This is a genomic window from Microcoleus sp. B6-A1 (assembly GCF_036705085.1).
Taxonomy (GTDB): Bacteria; Cyanobacteriota; Cyanobacteriia; order Cyanobacteriales; family Microcoleaceae; genus Microcoleus.
The window spans coordinates 30,221-46,316 of record NZ_JAUBTU010000058.1 but is presented as its reverse complement, the minus strand read 5'-3'; the positions used below and the strand labels follow the sequence as shown (position 1 = coordinate 46,316).

The following is a 16,096-nucleotide window of genomic DNA, read 5'->3' as shown; positions in this document are numbered from 1 at the left end:
AATGACTAGATAAATAAGCCCGGTCAATATGTAACTCGGCTAGGTGAATATTTTGAAATTTTAAGTCACGTTCTAGGTCAACTGTAGCAGCGGATTCTGGAGTATTGGCGCGTGTCAACGCCACGGCACAAACTACACCACTCTCTAAATCTTTGAGGACGTGACGTTTATATCCATCTATTTTTTTAGAGCGGCTTTTACGCCCATGCCGCATATCGGGGTCTTCAATAGAAATGCGACGATCTTTGGCCACCCCTTTAGCAAGATTAGGAAATCCTTGAGAGTCTAAAGTCACATTTTGGGATTCAATGACTCGGGCAACATCCAGAGTCTCTTGAGCCACTTCAAACTCATCACGAGCGGGCTGGCTTTGCATCCATTCTTCTACGGAATTTAAGCTATTTAGGATGACTAAGAGTGCATTTTGACGCTCTACTGGATTATCCCAGTTTAAATCTAAGGCCGTTTTTAAGCTGGAACTATTCAGGATGGGTGCACCTGCTTCCAGGGCAATTTCTGCTGGCTCCCGCCCCTGCACAACAGCTATCACACTCACCGCCTTACGCTCATCATGACCCAATAGATTATATGTATCTTCGACTTTCCCAGCTCCCCATAAAGGTGAAGAATCTAAAGCCGCTTTCAGTTGAGATGAGCCAAACCCACCTTTTTGCTTGGCAATTTCTACGGTGCGGTCAATTAAACGTTGGTCTAGTTCTTTTTTAATTAAGCGATTTCTGAATCGAACCAAAGTGGCTTTGCTAAAAGGGGAAGTTTCACAATTGAGACAATCGAGAACTAACTGCCAACGTCGATCCATGAGCATTTCTTCAATGACTTCATCATCAGAAATGCCTAAGTAGGCTTGCAGAATAATTGCCAAGGCAATTTGTGCAGGAGGAACTGGACCCTGACCCACTGTGCTGTCTTTAAAAATTGTAGCAAGTTCTTCTTGAAACTCATCATTAAATATGAATGAACGATTCAATCGAAGAAACGTGAATAACTTGGCTCGTTTAATGCGTTTGACGATCGACGCTTCAGCGTCTGAGAGTTCAACTGGAGGATGCCATAAGGGAGGACGCATAAGGTTTCTTTCTTTTTCCCGATCGAGGAGAATTTAACAGGCTTCTCAATTCACATATCATTTTCAGTCTTTTTTGTCAAGTCATAATACTGAACCGACGCCCTAGACGGTATTCCAATTCCAAGGTGACTTGCCCGCCGTTGGGGGAATATTTGATGGCGTTGACGATTAAGTTAGAAATAATGCCGTGCAGCAATTGTTGATCTAATATTGCACTGGTAACATCTGAGGGGATTAATGTTAGTTTGTGCTTGGCTTCATTTCCTAACTGCAATTGAGCGAGCAAGTCTTGACAAAATTCGACTAAATTTATCGGTAATGGATTGCATTTGAGTTGACCTGCTTCGGCTCTGCCCATGAATAGCATATCATCGATTAGCTGGTTCATCTTTTGGGTAGCTGAGTGCACCAATCGCAGGGTTCTAACTTGGGATTCGTCACTGCTGCGAGTTCGATCGAGCTCTAGGAGTTCCGCAGAGATTAAAATCGCGTTGAGGGGATTCCGCAATTCGTGAGCTGCCATTGAAATATACTGGTTTTGGCGGTGCGATTTTTCTTCCACCGACTCTCTGACTGCTTCGGCGGCTTTGAGAGATTCTCGCATCTTGGTTTCGATTTTGTGTCTGTGCATGGCAATCTCGATCGCCACCCGCAAATCATTTTGTTGAAATGGTTTGATAATATAACCGAATGGGTCTGTAATTTTCGCTCTTTGCAGCGTTTTATCGTCCGCATAAGCTGTTAAAAATACTGTCGGCACATTCCTCTTAGTTCGGATTTTTTCGGCCGCTGTTACCCCGTCCATGTCACCTTTAAGCACGATATCCATCAACACTAAATCGGGGGGGCTTTCTATCGCTTTTTGAATTGCTTCTTCTCCTGAAGAAACTGTAGCTGTTACTGAATATCCCAGTTTTTTTAATCGACCTGCTATGTCTTGGGCTACAATAACTTCGTCTTCTACAACCAAAATTTGTATAGGGTTCATTTTTTTTAAAGGCGTCGCCGATAATTTAACTCTTTAAAAATTAGAGTGTAGCAGGTTCCACACTGACTGTCAATGGCAATACTCGCCTCTAATTGGTAAGCCAACATTTTCACTAAGCGCAATCCTAATGTTTCAGTATTTTCCACGTCAAAATCCGCCGGAAATCCGCGACCGTTATCTTGAATAGTTAAATGAAATTGGTGGTCATCTATTTCATGAAAACTAATAGATATTTCACCATCTAACTTCGAGATAAAGGCATATTTTAAAGAGTTAGAAACCAGCTCGTTAATAATTAAACCGCAAGGAATGGCTGTTTCTATATTTAAATAAATTGGGTCAAGGTTGAGATTGAATTGGATGGCAGTGTTGCCGCAACCAAAAGATTGATACAAATTAGCAACTAAGTTTTCGACGTAGGGGGGAAGGGCGATGCGATCGAGATGTTCGGATTGATACAGTTGCTCGTGAATCAGAGCCATTGAATGGATACGGGTCTGGCTTTCTTCAAATAAAGCTAGCGTCGGTTCGTCTTCAATATATTGAGCTTGAAGTTGCAGCAAGCTGGAAATTACCTGCATATTATTTTTGACTCGGTGGTGAATCTCTTTGATCAATACTTCTTTTTCGCGGAGTGCTGCTTGGATGCGGGCATCGGTAAATTTGCGATCGCTGATATCTTCGCAAATACCGGCGATGCGGTAAATTTTGCCCGATTCGTCGTAAATGGGAAAAGCTCGATCGCACACCCAGCGAACTGTGCCGTCTGGCAGAAAAATCCGATATTCGGTATTGGTGGACTCGCCCTGCAACACTTGCCCCATTGCCTCTTCCAACAGGTGTTTATCTTCTGGATGCACCCACTTCATCATTTTTAAGGGATCAGCATACAATTCTTCGCGACTGCGCCCCCAGATTTGTTCGTAAGCGGGACTCAGATACAATAAATCTGTGAATTCCGCAGACATTAGCCAGACGGAATCTTGGATATTTTCTGCTAGCTGGCGGAAGCGTTCTTCACTTTCGCGGATGGTTTTTTCTGCCTGTTTTCGTGCGGTAATATCTACTGCAATGCCCACGATGCGGTAAACTTTACCAGATTGATTTCTAATCGGAAAAGCCCGATCGCGAATCCAGCGAATTTTGCCGTCCGGTCTGACAATTCGATATTCTATCTCGTCTTCATACTCACTTTGTCTAGTTAAATTAGCCATAACGCGCTCGCGATCTTCTGGATAGAGGGAATCTGCAAAAAAGCGCCTGTTAGCATACAAATTAGCGCAGCTTCTGCCCCAAATCTTTTCGTAAGCCGGACTGATATAAATAATTTTCTGGGGTTCAACGTTTACCATCCAAAACACGCTTTCAATGTTTTCTGCTAGCTGTCGGAACCTTTCTTCGCTTTCTTTCAGCGCTGCTTCGGTTGCTTTGCGATCGCTAATATCTTCTGTCACTACTACATTGTAAACTGCCCCGCTCAGCGGTTCTTTGATTAGCGATACTGTAATATTTACCCAAACTACATTGCCGTCTTTGTGCAGCAAGCGTTTTTCCATTTTAAAACTGTCAATTTCCCCGGCAAATAATTGCTTGTTTTGTTCTAAATCTACATCTATATCTTCTGGGTAAGTAACGTCCATCCAAGTTCGCGACAGCAGTTCGCTCGCAGTATATCCCACTATCTCGCAGAATTTTTGATTGACTCGCAAATAGCGGCCTGTTGCTTCAGGGTGGGTAATTCCGACTGCCGCTTGTTCGACGGTTGCCCGAAAGCGTTCTTCGCTATCTCTGAGGGTTGCTTCTGCTTTTTTGCGATCGCTAATATCGCGCTGTACGCCAAAATAGCCCACAATTCTGCCGTGGGAATCGTAAATGCAAATATAGTCGCCTTCTATCCAAACTGGAACTCCGTCAAACGTGCGATTCTCATTTTCGATGTGGATTCTGCCAGCATCAAAAAATTGCTTGATTATCTCTCTGCAGCCAGCAAAGTTGTCGGAGAATAAACAGTCAAGCGTGCGGCCAATAAACTGTTCCCTAATACCCCCGTATTGAGCTATCAAAGCATCATTTGCCTTCGTTACCCGCCCGTGAGTAAATACGTAATCCAAAACTTTTTCTTTGTCAACTGTATCGTCCCAGTGCACTGGTTCGTCCAGCATCATAAAGAAAAAGCCATCTAAAGATTGAGAAAAAAACAATTCTAGCTGTTCCTGGCTTTCCCGCAGAGCTTTTTCGGCGCGCCAGCGAGAGAGGATTTCTTCCTGCAATTGATCGTTGGCTGTTTTCAACTCTTCAGTGCGCTTTTTATATTTAATTTCGAGCTGATTTGTGATTTCTTCCAGCGCTATTTCTGCCTGTTTCTTTTCGGTAATATCTTGAGTAACTACTATTCCTGCAAAAATTTCTTCCCGGTCGTTTTTGACTGGAAAAATTGTTGTTGAATAAACGCGATCGCGGTATTTATATTCAAAAGTATTCTCTTCTCCTGCCAAAGCCGCGCGATATTTAGCCTCAAAAAGTGACCAATCTTCAGGTGGCGATACTTCCCACAATGTTTTGCCTTCCAACTGTTCTTTGGACAAACCAACTGCTGCCAAACCTTGGCCGTCAACCAGAGTATAGCGCAAATCGCGATCGAACAAAAACACCGAGCCATTCGGATAATGTTTGATGAGAGTTCGGTACATTTCCTGGCTTTTTTCCAGAGATGCGATTAACCGAATGCGATCGTCCTCACTGATATCAAATTCAGTTACGGAAGCCGAAGAGTCGGCATTCTCGACTGCTTTGAGTTGTGCTTCTAATTTCTGGCACAATTCTCTCTGCTGCTGCAAATCCTCTTCTAGTTGCCGAATTTTTGCTTTTTGCTCTGCTACTAATGCTTCGCAGGTTTCCATAGGTCGATCGATCTTGGTAGGATCAATACACATAAGCGCTCTTTGTTTGGCAGTTGCGGACTTGAGCTTTTTCAAGCCAATACTAACAAAGCTCAAGCCTTCAGTGCCAACTTATATCATGGACGGTTGCATCGGAATAATATATCTGGATGATATAGCCCGCTCAGAATTCCGATGCTACTGGATTTGATATTATATGCTTTCCGGTTGCATCGGTATTGTTCAAACAGTCAACAGTCAACAGTCAACAGTCAACAGTCAACAGTCAACAATTATTTAGGAACTCCCGCCGTCAAGACTTCATGACTTTCCAACGTCACCAAAACATCATCTTCAATTCTCACGCCAATACCGCGCCATTTTTCAGGAACCTCCGGCTGTCCTTCAACGGGTTTAATATAAGGAGAAATATAAATCCCCGGTTCCACCGTCAGCACTTGTCCTGCCTGCAAAACTTGCGAATTTTCCCCGTACTGATAAACGCCGACATCGTGCACATCCAATCCCAGCCAATGACCAGTGCGGTGCATATAAAATGGCTTGTATTTCTCTTCTTTAATTATCTCTTCAATGTCCCCCACCAAAAGTTTTAAATCTATTAAACCTTCCACCAAAACGCGCACCGCTGTTTCGTGAATTTTGCTGTAAGGATTTCCGGGATATACTTGACTAATTGCCTGCAATTGTGCTTGCAAAACTAAGTCATAAATTATTTGTTGTTCGGCTGTAAATTTGCCACTAACAGGAAAGGTGCGAGTAATATCGGCGTTGTAGTACCCGCAAGCACAACCAGCATCTATTAGCAACAAATCGTTTTCCTGCATTTGGCGGTTGTTTTCGATGTAGTGGAGGACGCAGGAATTGTAACCGGATGCAACAATTGAAGGGTAAGCCGGAGTGCAGCCATTTAAGCCAAAAGTATGTTCTATTTCAGCTTGAATTTCATATTCGTATCTGCCCGGTTTGGCGAATTCTTGGGCGCGGTTGTGCGCTGCAACTGAGATATTAGCGGCTTTTCGCATTAATGCTAATTCTGTTTCGCTTTTCACCAGCCGCATCGGGTGTAAAATGATGTTGGAATCTTCGATTGCTGTCGGGCCTGTGCCGCGTTTTGGGTAGGTTGCCATCAAGCGCTGCCAGTGATTGAGGACTGTTTGGTCGAAAGTACGATCGCGCCCGAAGTGATAGTATATGCGATCGGCTTTTTCTAAATATTTCGGCAATTTTTCCGCAAGTTCATTAATCGGGAAAGCTTCATCCGCGCCGTACAATTCTTTAGCCCCTTCAACTCCGGCGCGATAACCGTGCCAAGTTTCTTTTTCCAAGTCTTTGGGCTGCACAAACAGAACAAATTTGTGTTCTTCATGGTGTGGCGCGAGCACTGCTACCGCCGCAGCTTCGTTGAAACCGGTTAAGTAGAAAAAATCGCTATCTTGTCGGTAGGCATATTCTACATCGTTGTGCATGACGGCAGTGGGCGCGCTGCGAAATATCGCCGTCCCGCTGCCAATTTTTGCCATTAACTGTTCGCGTCTTTGCCGATATTCGGTGGGGTTTGTCATCCGATTTTAGATTTTAGATTTTAGATTTTAGATTGTAGATTGAGTGTAATATTAACACTCGGCGGTTTCAAGCGCTGTCAAACTTGCACCCGCAAGCCCAGCGTTGAAGATATAGGTGATCTGTTTTTTTTCTGGGTCTACAGCAGTTCTCAATCTTGGTGAGGTATGCCCTATGCCCTATGCCCTATGCCCGCTTATCAAGCGTACACCTCATATTATTGAGAAAGGCTATACTTATTTATTCTCTTGTTCTGCGATCGCCAATTGACAAGTATAGTCAACCAGCCGAGACAAAGATGAGTGGCCATCGACTAAAGTCCATTTCGGAGAGAAATTCGACCAATTTTCGCCATCTTGGCTAACTCTGACAGTTCTCAACTGTCGTTGCTGGCAGTCAACTTCCATTTGCGCCAACAATTTATCGTTACTAAACTGTTGAGTTACTAAAATAGTTCTGACTGGATAAGAGGGAGCACCGGGAATATCGGATTTGCTTAATTCAACGCTGCTGGAGTCGATGCAAATATCTACAAAACATCTTGATTTTTCGGCGCGGGCGCTCAAAGTATTGACACCAACAAAAATAAAAGCTGCTATTAAAAAAAATGGCGAATTCTTAGTATGTAGGGCAAATGTAGTATTCATCTGCGTTAATTGGCGTTTAGGGGCGGTTTAATATTATTGACAGTTTAATAAAAAAGTAGGGACGTGGCAATAGTTTTGCGTCCCTACTTTTTAAAGACACGGCAATGCCGTGTCCCTAATGTTTAAACAAGTCTTAAAGCTGAGGAACGTATTGTTCTTTTTCAGGAACAAAAGTGTATTCAGAGACAATTAGGCGCAACTCTTCGCCGTCGATGGTTTCTTTTTCAATCAACAAATCGACTAAGCGATCGATCACGGTGCGATTTTCGCGAATAATTCGGCGGGCGTCGTCGTAGCAGTGATCGACAATTGCTCGAACTTGTCCGTCAATCCGAGAGGCAATTTCTTCGGAATATTCCGATCGCGCGGTGTAGTCGCGGCCGAGGAAAATTTCGCTTTGCTGAGCTTCCAGGGCGATCGGGCCCAAGGTAGACATCCCGTAGCGAGTCACCATTTGGCGTGCCATACCACTTACTTGCTGTAAGTCGTTGCCGGCACCGGTGGTTACTTCGGCATCGCCGAAAACTACTTCTTCGGCTGCGCGGCCACCCAAGGCACCGCTAATCCGGGCTAAAATTTGCGATCGAGAAATCAAACCTTGGTCTTCGCTGGGCATGAACCAAGTCAAGCCCCGGGCCTGTCCGCGAGGAACTAAGGTAACTTTTTGAACTGGATCGTGGGCTTGAATGATTGTACCGACGATCGCGTGGCCGATTTCGTGGTAAGCAATCAAGCGCTTGCTCTTGCTGTCCACCAAAGGAGTGCCTTCCATACCTGCTACCACGCGATCGACTGCATCGTCAACTTCGAGCATCGTAATCGCTTCTTTGCGGCGGCGGGCGGTTAAAATAGCAGCTTCGTTGAGCAAGTTAGCCAAATCAGCGCCGGTAAAACCAGGAGTGCGGCGGGCGATGGCGTCCAGAGAAATCTCTGGAGACAGCTTCTTGTTGCGCGCGTGAACTTCCAAAATTTCCAACCGGCCTTTGATATCCGGCGTATCTACGCTCACTTGGCGGTCAAAACGTCCCGGACGCAGCAGCGCTGAGTCGAGTACGTCGGGGCGGTTCGTAGCAGCAATGATGATAATGCCAGTATTGCCCTCAAAACCGTCCATTTCGGTCAGCAACTGGTTCAGGGTTTGTTCCCGTTCGTCGTTACCGCCGCCGATACCGGCGCCGCGCTGGCGGCCCACTGCATCGATTTCATCGATAAAGATGATGCAAGGAGCATTTTCTTTAGCTTTCTTGAACAAGTCCCGAACGCGGGAAGCGCCGACACCGACGAACATTTCCACAAATTCCGAACCGGAGATGCTGAAGAAAGGCACGCCGGCTTCGCCTGCGATCGCTTTTGCCAGCAAGGTTTTACCGGTTCCGGGAGGGCCCACTAGCAGCACGCCCTTGGGAATCTTCGCCCCGACTGCGGTGAAGCGTTCGGGTTTTTTGAGGAATGTCACTACTTCTTGTAGTTCTTCTTTTGCTTCCTCAACGCCTGCTACGTCGTCGAACAGTACGCCTGTTTTAGCTTCCATTTGAAAGCGAGCTTTGGATTTGCCAAAGTTCATGGCTTGGCCAGGGCCCCCTGGCACGTTGCCACCGCGGCGGAAGAGGAAAAACAGCCCTCCTACTAACAACAGGGGAAATACTAGATTGCCTAAAAGTCCCCAGACAGCACCGTCGTTGCGTAGTGGGTGAGTGTCGAAGCTGATTTTGGAGTCTCTGAGCCTAGAAACCAGTTCCGGGGCATTTGAGGGCAAGTCTACCCGCCACCGCTGCTCGTGATTGTCCAGTTCGGGATCGACTGCTAGGACAATAGCCGTCCGGCCTCCGTCGTAAAGGTCAACGCTGGTCACTCGACCGGCGTTTAAGTAATCTAAGAATCGACCGTAGCTCAGGCGGGTGCTGGCGGTGTTCTTGCTCATTTCTGCCGGGGATGGCGCAAAGGCCCCCTGCCACAAGAAAAAGCCGATGACTAAGGCGGGTAAAGTCCAAAGTAGTATAGTTCGCCAAGAAATTTTCATAAATGCGGATGCCTTGAATTGGGGACAGATCGGGTAAGATCGCGGTGTCGGAGAAGTGCGACAAAAGTTTACACTCAGAATCTTAACTAAATTTAACTTAACAATGCACTCTCAGGCAACAGAGCTTCGAGGACGATCGCTCCAGAAAAAGTTAGGTTAGTTACGGTAAGGGCGATCGTCCCGAATATAATGTTTGGTGCTGATTTCGATACCGATCTAGGTAGAGTTAGAAGAATCGCCGCAAAACCCACTGTCTTTAAGCGTGGCAGTGTCAAGGGATAAGGCATGATAATGGTGAGGCTCAGTGAGGTAACACATTTCAATGACAACTAGACAGCTTGTTCCTAATTCGGCTATGCTGACCCAGCAGACTAAAGTCGCTTCTAACAAATCGATTATTAGTGCTGATTTGGGTCGGACGGCAACTAAAGCTTGCGTGAGTCGCAACCCGAGTAGCGTTGTTTTCATCCCTGCCAACGTGGCTACTATGCCCGTAGAAAAGGTGCGGGGCGGCAGCTTTGAGTCCAAAGCAACAGACCCTCTGTTGGATATGTGGCTGGAGTACCAGGGCAAGGGCTACGCTATAGGTCAATTGGCAGCAGATTTTGGCGCTAATCTCGGTGGCGCCGACCAATCGAAAGTAGTAGATGCTTTGGTTAAGGTCTTTTCCTGTGCTGGATATTTCCAGATGAAAGGCGAAATAGCAGTTGTGCTGGGTTTGCCGTTTTATTCGCAGGATCAGTTTGAGAAGGAAAAGGAAGAGATTATCAGCCAACTGCGCTCTCCCCACGTTGTGGTGTACCGGGGCGAGCGGGTGGATATTAACATCAGTCACGTTTGGGTGATGCCGGAAGGGTTCGGCAGCCTGATTTGGTGCGAGGCTCAAGATAACAAGGAGTTTACGCCGGAGTTGCCGGAACTGTCGGTGGCTGTTGTAGATATCGGACACCAAACTACGGATTTGTTAATGGTCGATCGTTTCCGGTTTGCCCGGGCGGCTTCAAAGAGCGATTCCTTCGCAATGAACAAGTTCTACGAACAAGTTGCCTCAAAGATTCCGGGGGCAGACCCTCAATCTCTGTCTTTACTGGAAGCGGTGAATAAACCCGAAGGCCAGCGTTTTTACCGTCCCAGAGGAGCGACTAAGCCGACTAATTTAGATCCGATTATTAAGGATTTGCGGGAGGCTTTCGCTAACGAACTGTCCGAACGTTTGGTGCAGTGGTTGCCCGAACGTGTGACGGATGTGGTTCTGACTGGCGGTGGCGGCGAGTTTTTCTGGGAGGTGTTGCAACCTTTGCTTAAAGACGCCAATCTTAAGGCTCACTTGGCTCAGCCTTCCCGGAAAGCTAATGCTTTGGGACAGTTTATTTATGCTGAGGCTCAGCTAGCCACGATAAAGTAACGCATTAAGGCTTGAACCCTATGGCACTGTGGGCAAAAAATAAGGCGAATTTCTCGGTGGCGTTTACGGAAGATGCTGCGGATCAAACTTTGCTGGCCGCTATTGAAAAAGAGTTGGCTTTCACGAAGTATCAGACTTTCAGCAATCTCTGCAAGCAAGCTTTGTGGCAGTTTTTGTCTGTATCTGAGTCTGCTAGCTCTACACAGAGCTTTCAACGGTTGGAACAGCGTATTGCTGAACTTGTGGTAAAATTTGCTGAGTTTGAGCACAATGTTTCGGCAGAGGAATTAAGCCGTTTGGAGGGACTGGAACATCAACTGAGTCAACTCAGCGCGCAGTTGGATCAGTTGCAGGGGAGTGTTAACAGTAAGTTTGCTCAAGTTTCTTTTGCCCAAGTTTCAAAAGTAGTAGAGCCTGGCCCGATTGAGTCTGAGTCTGTGGCGGATGATAATGTAGTGCCTGATGCTGAAGTTGCTCCTCCTCGGAATTCCGATCCTTTGTTGGAGCGTTTAAGTTCTTTGTTACCCCAAGATTTCTAAAATGAGGTAGACCAAGGCTATAAAGCCTTGAGATGTAATGTTAGTGGCCCGCTGTTAGCAGCCGGTACTGAATACAGAAACAAAGCGATCGCTCTTTTGAAAAAAAAGGGCGATCGTTTTGTTATTTGTCAGTTGTCAGTTGACTGTTGACTGTTGTCTGTTTTCTGTTTTCTGTGGTTACCAATTACCAATTACCAATTCCCATTATTTGATTAAGCCTAATTTTTGTAAGCGCGAACGAATGGCACTAGGCTGTCGCTGAAATCTCTGAGCTAATTCGTCAATTTGTTGACCGCTAGCATATTCTTTCTTCAAATTTTCGTCTTCATCCTGACTCCACTTAACATAAGCTCTGGGATATTTCTGGCGAATTTTCTCATTCTGGGTTTTAGGTCGATAACCATTCTTTTGCTCGGCATTCAAACCAGAACCAAGCTGTGGGTTAATTTCCCCACCGCGACTAGCTAGCGCCTCTTGCACGCGGTTGGGAATCGCAGCAATTTCTTCTGAGATCTCAGCCAAAGCATTGTCTACTTTTTGCTGAAGTTCAGTTAGCTGGCGCTGCTGCAAATTGCCCCACTGTGGCAGTTCGTTGATAAACTGCTGCAAGTCCAGAATTATTGTTGTCAAAGTTTCGATTTGTTGCAACTCCGGTCGCTGTTTGAATTGGCGGCTGGTGAGTTCGATCTCGCTTTGAATCATTTTAATAGTTTTTTCTAAAATTATTAGTCGCTGGCGCAGGTTCTCAATTGCTGAAATTAGAGAGTGTACGTTTTCTCCAGGCCCAACATTGAGATTTTCGCGAGATGTTTGAGAAAGAGCTTCGTCTAAAGCATTTACAGCAAGTTGCAATTGCTCGATCGCGCGATCGGTAGTAGCTGCTTGTTGATTTACGCGATCGAACGTTGCCGCCGTACTTGCTTTAACTTGCCCGTGCAACTTCTGCCGGTTCACAAAATTCAACACCAATGAAATCACTACAGGCACTTGAGCATAAACGCTCTGTTCCCAAACCAAACTAGCAGCCAATCCCACAGCAGAGGCAGCAAGAAAAACCACTTCAGCAGTTTCTAACCAATTGCTCGACTTGGGATTTTGGATTTTGGTGGGTGAATTGGATGATGACATAGGCTAATACCATTTTAGATTTTAGATTTTAGATTTTAGATTTGGAATGACTGATGAAGCTCGGAGTTGGGAGCAAGGGCCGATACTGGCATTCTTTTTTTCAACTGGTGCCAGTATGCGGATAAAAATAAAGTAAGCGCGAGTGCAGATATCCGGTATGGAATCGGACGGCGACCCCGAATTTAGCAGTGGTGAAAAACAAATTAAGTTTTTTATTCACAGCCATGTAATTAAATATATTAAAGCTGCAAAATTAGTCGAGCTAAAGTGAAATAAATCAAGACCCCAAGGACATCAACTGCGGTGGTAATAAAGGGAGCAGACATTAAAGCGGGGTCTAAACCCAAAGAACGAAATAGAAACGGCAGAGCTGAACCGGCAATAGAAGCTAAAATTGCGATCGCAAACAAACTCACTCCCACCGCGAGTGCCACTGCTAAACTCCCTTGCAAAGTATAAGCCCAGCCCGTCGCTACAGTCCCCAATATAGCTCCTAGCAGCGCTCCCGCCATCCCCTCGCGAACAATTACTTGAAACGGCCCCATTGCTGTAATTTCATCAGTGTTCAAACCGCGAATTACAACTGTTGAGGACTGAGCTCCGACATTGCCTCCAGTGCCAGTCAGCAGGGGAATAAAAGCTGCTAAGGCGACTACTTGGTTCAAAATATCTTCTTGAGCTCTAATAATTGCACCGGTGACAGTATTAGTTAAAAGCAGAACAAACAGCCACACGACCCTTTTCCGGGCAACAGTGATTAAATCGGTCTGAAAATAATTGTCGCCGCCGGACTGGACGCCGCCCAAGGTATAAATATCTTTGGCTGCTTCTTGTTCTAAAATGTCGATCGCATCGTCAACTGTAATGATGCCGACCAAACGCTGTTCGCGGTCTACAACGGGCACAGCTAAAAAATCGTAACGCTGGATCAGCCTAGCTACTTCTTCTTGATCCGTTCCTGTTTGAACAGAAACTACGTCGCGGGTCATAATTTCGCCGACGGTTTTGTCGAGGGGCGAAGTGACTAAATCCCGCAGGGATAAAATACCTGTCAAGCTGCGTCCGGCGTCAGTGACGTAAAGAGAATAAATTGTTTCGGTAGTTTTAGCCAAAGAGCGAATTCGGTCTAAAGCTTGGGCGACGGTAAAGCTTTCTTTGAGAGAAATGTATTCCGGGGTCATAATCCGACCGGCGGTACTGGCTTCGTAACCCAAAAGTTGAGCCGTAGCTTCCCGTTCCGTTGGGCTCAATTCACCCAACAGGCGACGGACTAATATTGCCGGCAGTTCGTCAAACAGTTTAGCTCGATCGTCCGGTGACATTTTGTCTACAATGTCAATGACTTCTTGGCGTTTGAATTTTTCGCAGAGGGACTGCTGAACGCTGGAGTCGAGATATTCGTAGACTGCGATTGCTTCGTCTTTGGAAAGCAAGCGGAAAGCTATTACTTGCATGGTTTCTGGCAGGCCTTCGATAGCTTCAGCTATGTCTGCTTCCTGCACCGGGTGCAAAATCGCTTTTGCTCCTTTAAAGTCTCCTTCTTCCAACAGGGCCCTTAACTGCGATCGAACTAATTCCCGCAGTTCTTTTCGCGCGTAGGTGGGTAGAGAAGACGATTGATAACTTTTTTCTGTCACTGATGACCCTCCTAAACCTGTGCTGCGCGCCTTCCTGAATCCAGTTTAGAGCGTATTGACGCCACTGGTTGCAGCGATCGGACTTGCCCTGACAAGATCCGCACCTTACCGCTATTCTTCTGGTGCGCGGCGAAAACCTTGCCCGATTTGGGTTCAAATAGCTGGTAAAAGTATAGTCATTTATTGCAATGACATGGGAGGCATCAGCCCCTCCCCCTTCGCTTTTACTTTGAGCGGATTGACCCGCCTCGGCTGAACTACGCAGCTCTCTATCCCATCGCTGAACGCATTTGGGATTGCTTTTCTGAGAATGTTGTAAGCACCGTTTACGTCAGAATTAATCAACTGATTACTCGATGTTTTGTACAAACCTCGCTTAATTCGTTTTCCGGTAAATACAGGTTCTGTTTCTATTTTTCCGTAAACAGGAATTGGGTCTAAGCCTAAGAAATTAGCTTTGGACGTGTAGGATTCCTCCTGCACGATCACCTTGATTCCAACCAAGAAAGCTTTGTATTCCAACATTTCAATTAATCGAGCGTGAGGAATACTGACAAAGTTTTGGTTAGTCTGCTTTCCAAGATTGATATCGGTTTTCCACTGGGCATTCTTGCCAATTACTAGCGTCCCTATTTGTTGCGCTGTCAAGATATCGACAATAGTGCGACTCGCATGATGCAAGTAATTGTCTACTTTCTGATTGCGACAGCGAGTTAGTCGCTGAATGCGTGATGAGGTTTTGCGACACCCTTTCAATTGGGATTGCAGTTTCGCTTTGCGCTTATTATAGAACTGGTTAATCGATTTTAACGGTCGCCCGTTAATCAACAGCGGAATAAATCCCGGTTGATTTGAAGTTAGCGCCACTAAATTATTCAGTCCTAAATCAATACCGGCTACGAATTTGTCGTCGCTGGCGCTGGACTCCGGCTCATCATAAATTACCTCAATCACATAGGAATCACATTTCGGAACCAACCTAACTTGACAAATCTGGTCAGGATCAACTTTAGTTCTAATTGAAAGTTCAGTACCGGAAAGTTTGATGATTCCGCTTTTCAACTGTTTGCTGCTAATCGCCTGAATCGTGTAGACGAGAAGGTTTCGCCCCTTAAGCTTATCTTTGTACTTTGGCAACTTTGGGTGACCCGTGAATCTAGAAGAGTCGGCTTTGTAAGCTTTGACGGCTTCAAAAAACGACTTCCAATTCCTATCTAGAACCATCAAGATTTGCTGACTAACTTTAGCAGGCAAAGCCTTATATGCTTCGTGAGACTTCATCAATCGGTTCATCTCGTTGTAATTGATATAGCCCCATCCGTAGATAAAGTTCTGACGAATGACGTAGTTAGCAGCATTGTACAGATTTTTGGATTTGAAAGCTAGTTGGTCAATAAGAGCGAAACGGTGTTCCGTTGATTTAATAATATGCCTCTCCGTTAGTTGCATCTGAGACTTCCGTGCTTTGAGTTGTACTTATTCATTAGTTGGCACTCATGGCTATATGATACCATTATTGTCTACAATTGCCTACAAACTCAATGAAGTTTTACAATACATTTATCTTGATCGGCGACACTCATCGGTAGGAAAGGAGAATTGCGCCCCAGCACTTTTTCCAACAAATTCGTCGAACTTTGATTGCGAATATAATTATTGACTGTTTCTTTCCATTCAGTGTCGCTTGCTGGCAGGATCATGCAGTAAGAAATGCAGGTTAAAGGCGGCTCCGGTATAACAGAATATTGGCTTTGAGTTAAACCCTGTGTCAGCGCTTCTCCTACTAACAGCATTCCGTCGCTAGCGAAGGCATCGATTGTTCCTGATACCGCATCTTTTACACCCGACTCTCTGCCCGTGATACCTTCATAAATTGCCTCTGAATAGTGTACAATTCTCAATAAACAGATTTGACATTACAAGGTGTGTAACAATGTGCGTATTGTGGGATAAAAATTCTCTGCGCTCCTAATATTATTACAAATTGTTTAAACTTGTATCTTTTTTTTAAGCATTTTGTCTTCTTTACCAAATCTTTATTTTTTTTGTATAGGGTCTTGTTATCGTTGCTTCAAGCGAGCTTACAGCACTTTGCAACAAGAGTGAAATACCCCTTAGTTAAAAAATAGGTATTTATGACACACTGCCCCTGCTGCTCGAATCAAATGCTCCGTCACGTTCGCGA

12 protein-coding genes are annotated in these 16,096 nt (G+C 45.4%); 2 read left to right on the top strand and 10 right to left on the bottom strand.

Annotated features, from left to right (window positions below; all coding sequences use genetic code 11):
* The 6 genes from QUB11_RS20600 to ftsH2 all read right to left on the bottom strand — a co-directional run.
* On the bottom strand, positions 1-1,087 hold a 1,087-nt coding region (locus tag QUB11_RS20600), incomplete at its 3' end, for a transposase (RefSeq protein ID WP_333205824.1).
* 76 nt (positions 1,088-1,163) lie between these two features.
* Entirely contained in the window at positions 1,164-2,075 is a 912-nt protein-coding gene (locus tag QUB11_RS20595; protein ID WP_333205823.1) for a response regulator, read from the bottom strand.
* 5 nt (positions 2,076-2,080) lie between these two features.
* Entirely contained in the window at positions 2,081-5,008 is a 2,928-nt protein-coding gene (locus QUB11_RS20590) for a PAS domain S-box protein (protein ID WP_333205822.1), read from the bottom strand.
* A gap of 239 nt (positions 5,009-5,247) precedes the next feature.
* A complete protein-coding gene (locus QUB11_RS20585) occupies positions 5,248-6,537 on the bottom strand; it encodes an aminopeptidase P N-terminal domain-containing protein (RefSeq protein ID WP_333205821.1) in 1,290 nt (429 codons plus the stop codon).
* Between the two features lie 234 nt (positions 6,538-6,771).
* Positions 6,772-7,182: a hypothetical protein gene (locus tag QUB11_RS20580; RefSeq protein ID WP_333205820.1), complete on the bottom strand. Its 411-nt coding sequence runs from the start codon at positions 7,180-7,182 to the stop codon at positions 6,772-6,774.
* A gap of 133 nt (positions 7,183-7,315) precedes the next feature.
* Complete coding sequence (ftsH2, locus tag QUB11_RS20575; RefSeq protein WP_333205819.1) at positions 7,316-9,202, bottom strand: ATP-dependent zinc metalloprotease FtsH2; 1,887 nt, start codon at positions 9,200-9,202, stop codon at positions 7,316-7,318.
* 322 nt (positions 9,203-9,524) lie between these two features.
* Between ftsH2 and QUB11_RS20570 the strand changes: the two genes are divergently transcribed.
* Both QUB11_RS20570 and QUB11_RS20565 read left to right on the top strand, forming a co-directional pair.
* Positions 9,525-10,607, top strand: coding sequence for a ParM/StbA family protein (locus QUB11_RS20570; protein WP_333041971.1), 1,083 nt, complete (start codon positions 9,525-9,527; stop codon positions 10,605-10,607).
* A gap of 20 nt (positions 10,608-10,627) precedes the next feature.
* Positions 10,628-11,146 carry a hypothetical protein gene (locus QUB11_RS20565; protein ID WP_333205817.1) on the top strand — a complete coding sequence of 173 codons (519 nt, stop codon included), beginning with the start codon at positions 10,628-10,630 and terminating at the stop codon, positions 11,144-11,146.
* 204 nt (positions 11,147-11,350) lie between these two features.
* Here QUB11_RS20565 and QUB11_RS20560 read toward each other — a convergent pair whose 3' ends face one another.
* The 4 genes from QUB11_RS20560 to QUB11_RS20545 all read right to left on the bottom strand — a co-directional run bounded on the left by QUB11_RS20560 (position 11,351) and on the right by QUB11_RS20545 (position 15,812).
* Positions 11,351-12,274 carry a hypothetical protein gene (locus QUB11_RS20560; RefSeq protein ID WP_333391579.1) on the bottom strand — a complete coding sequence of 308 codons (924 nt, stop codon included), beginning with the start codon at positions 12,272-12,274 and terminating at the stop codon, positions 11,351-11,353.
* Positions 12,275-12,513: 239 nt separating this feature from the next.
* The gene (gene mgtE / locus QUB11_RS20555) at positions 12,514-13,911 is read right to left on the bottom strand and encodes a magnesium transporter (protein WP_333311579.1); all 1,398 of its coding nucleotides are present in this window, start codon (positions 13,909-13,911) and stop codon (positions 12,514-12,516) included.
* Positions 13,912-14,091: 180 nt separating this feature from the next.
* The gene (locus QUB11_RS20550; RefSeq protein ID WP_333391577.1) at positions 14,092-15,360 is read right to left on the bottom strand and encodes a transposase; all 1,269 of its coding nucleotides are present in this window, start codon (positions 15,358-15,360) and stop codon (positions 14,092-14,094) included.
* 89 nt (positions 15,361-15,449) lie between these two features.
* Positions 15,450-15,812, bottom strand: a complete 363-nt coding sequence (locus QUB11_RS20545) for a hypothetical protein (RefSeq protein ID WP_333205814.1) — start codon at positions 15,810-15,812, stop codon at positions 15,450-15,452.
* Between the last annotated feature and the right edge of the window lie 284 nt (positions 15,813-16,096).

Excerpts from the sequence above, each read along its gene's own strand:
- QUB11_RS20570 (WP_333041971.1), top strand. The coding sequence starts at position 9,525 with ATGACAACTAGACAGCTTGTTCCTAATTCGGCTATGCTGACCCAGCAG.
- QUB11_RS20560 (WP_333391579.1), bottom strand. The coding sequence starts at position 12,274 with ATGTCATCATCCAATTCACCCACCAAAATCCAAAATCCCAAGTCGAGC.
- QUB11_RS20565 (WP_333205817.1), top strand. The coding sequence starts at position 10,628 with ATGGCACTGTGGGCAAAAAATAAGGCGAATTTCTCGGTGGCGTTTACG.
- QUB11_RS20590 (WP_333205822.1), bottom strand. The coding sequence starts at position 5,008 with ATGTGTATTGATCCTACCAAGATCGATCGACCTATGGAAACCTGCGAA.
- ftsH2 (WP_333205819.1), bottom strand. The coding sequence starts at position 9,202 with ATGAAAATTTCTTGGCGAACTATACTACTTTGGACTTTACCCGCCTTA.
- QUB11_RS20585 (WP_333205821.1), bottom strand. The coding sequence starts at position 6,537 with ATGACAAACCCCACCGAATATCGGCAAAGACGCGAACAGTTAATGGCA.
- QUB11_RS20550 (WP_333391577.1), bottom strand. The coding sequence starts at position 15,360 with ATGCAACTAACGGAGAGGCATATTATTAAATCAACGGAACACCGTTTC.
- QUB11_RS20580 (WP_333205820.1), bottom strand. The coding sequence starts at position 7,182 with ATGAATACTACATTTGCCCTACATACTAAGAATTCGCCATTTTTTTTA.
- QUB11_RS20595 (WP_333205823.1), bottom strand. The coding sequence starts at position 2,075 with ATGAACCCTATACAAATTTTGGTTGTAGAAGACGAAGTTATTGTAGCC.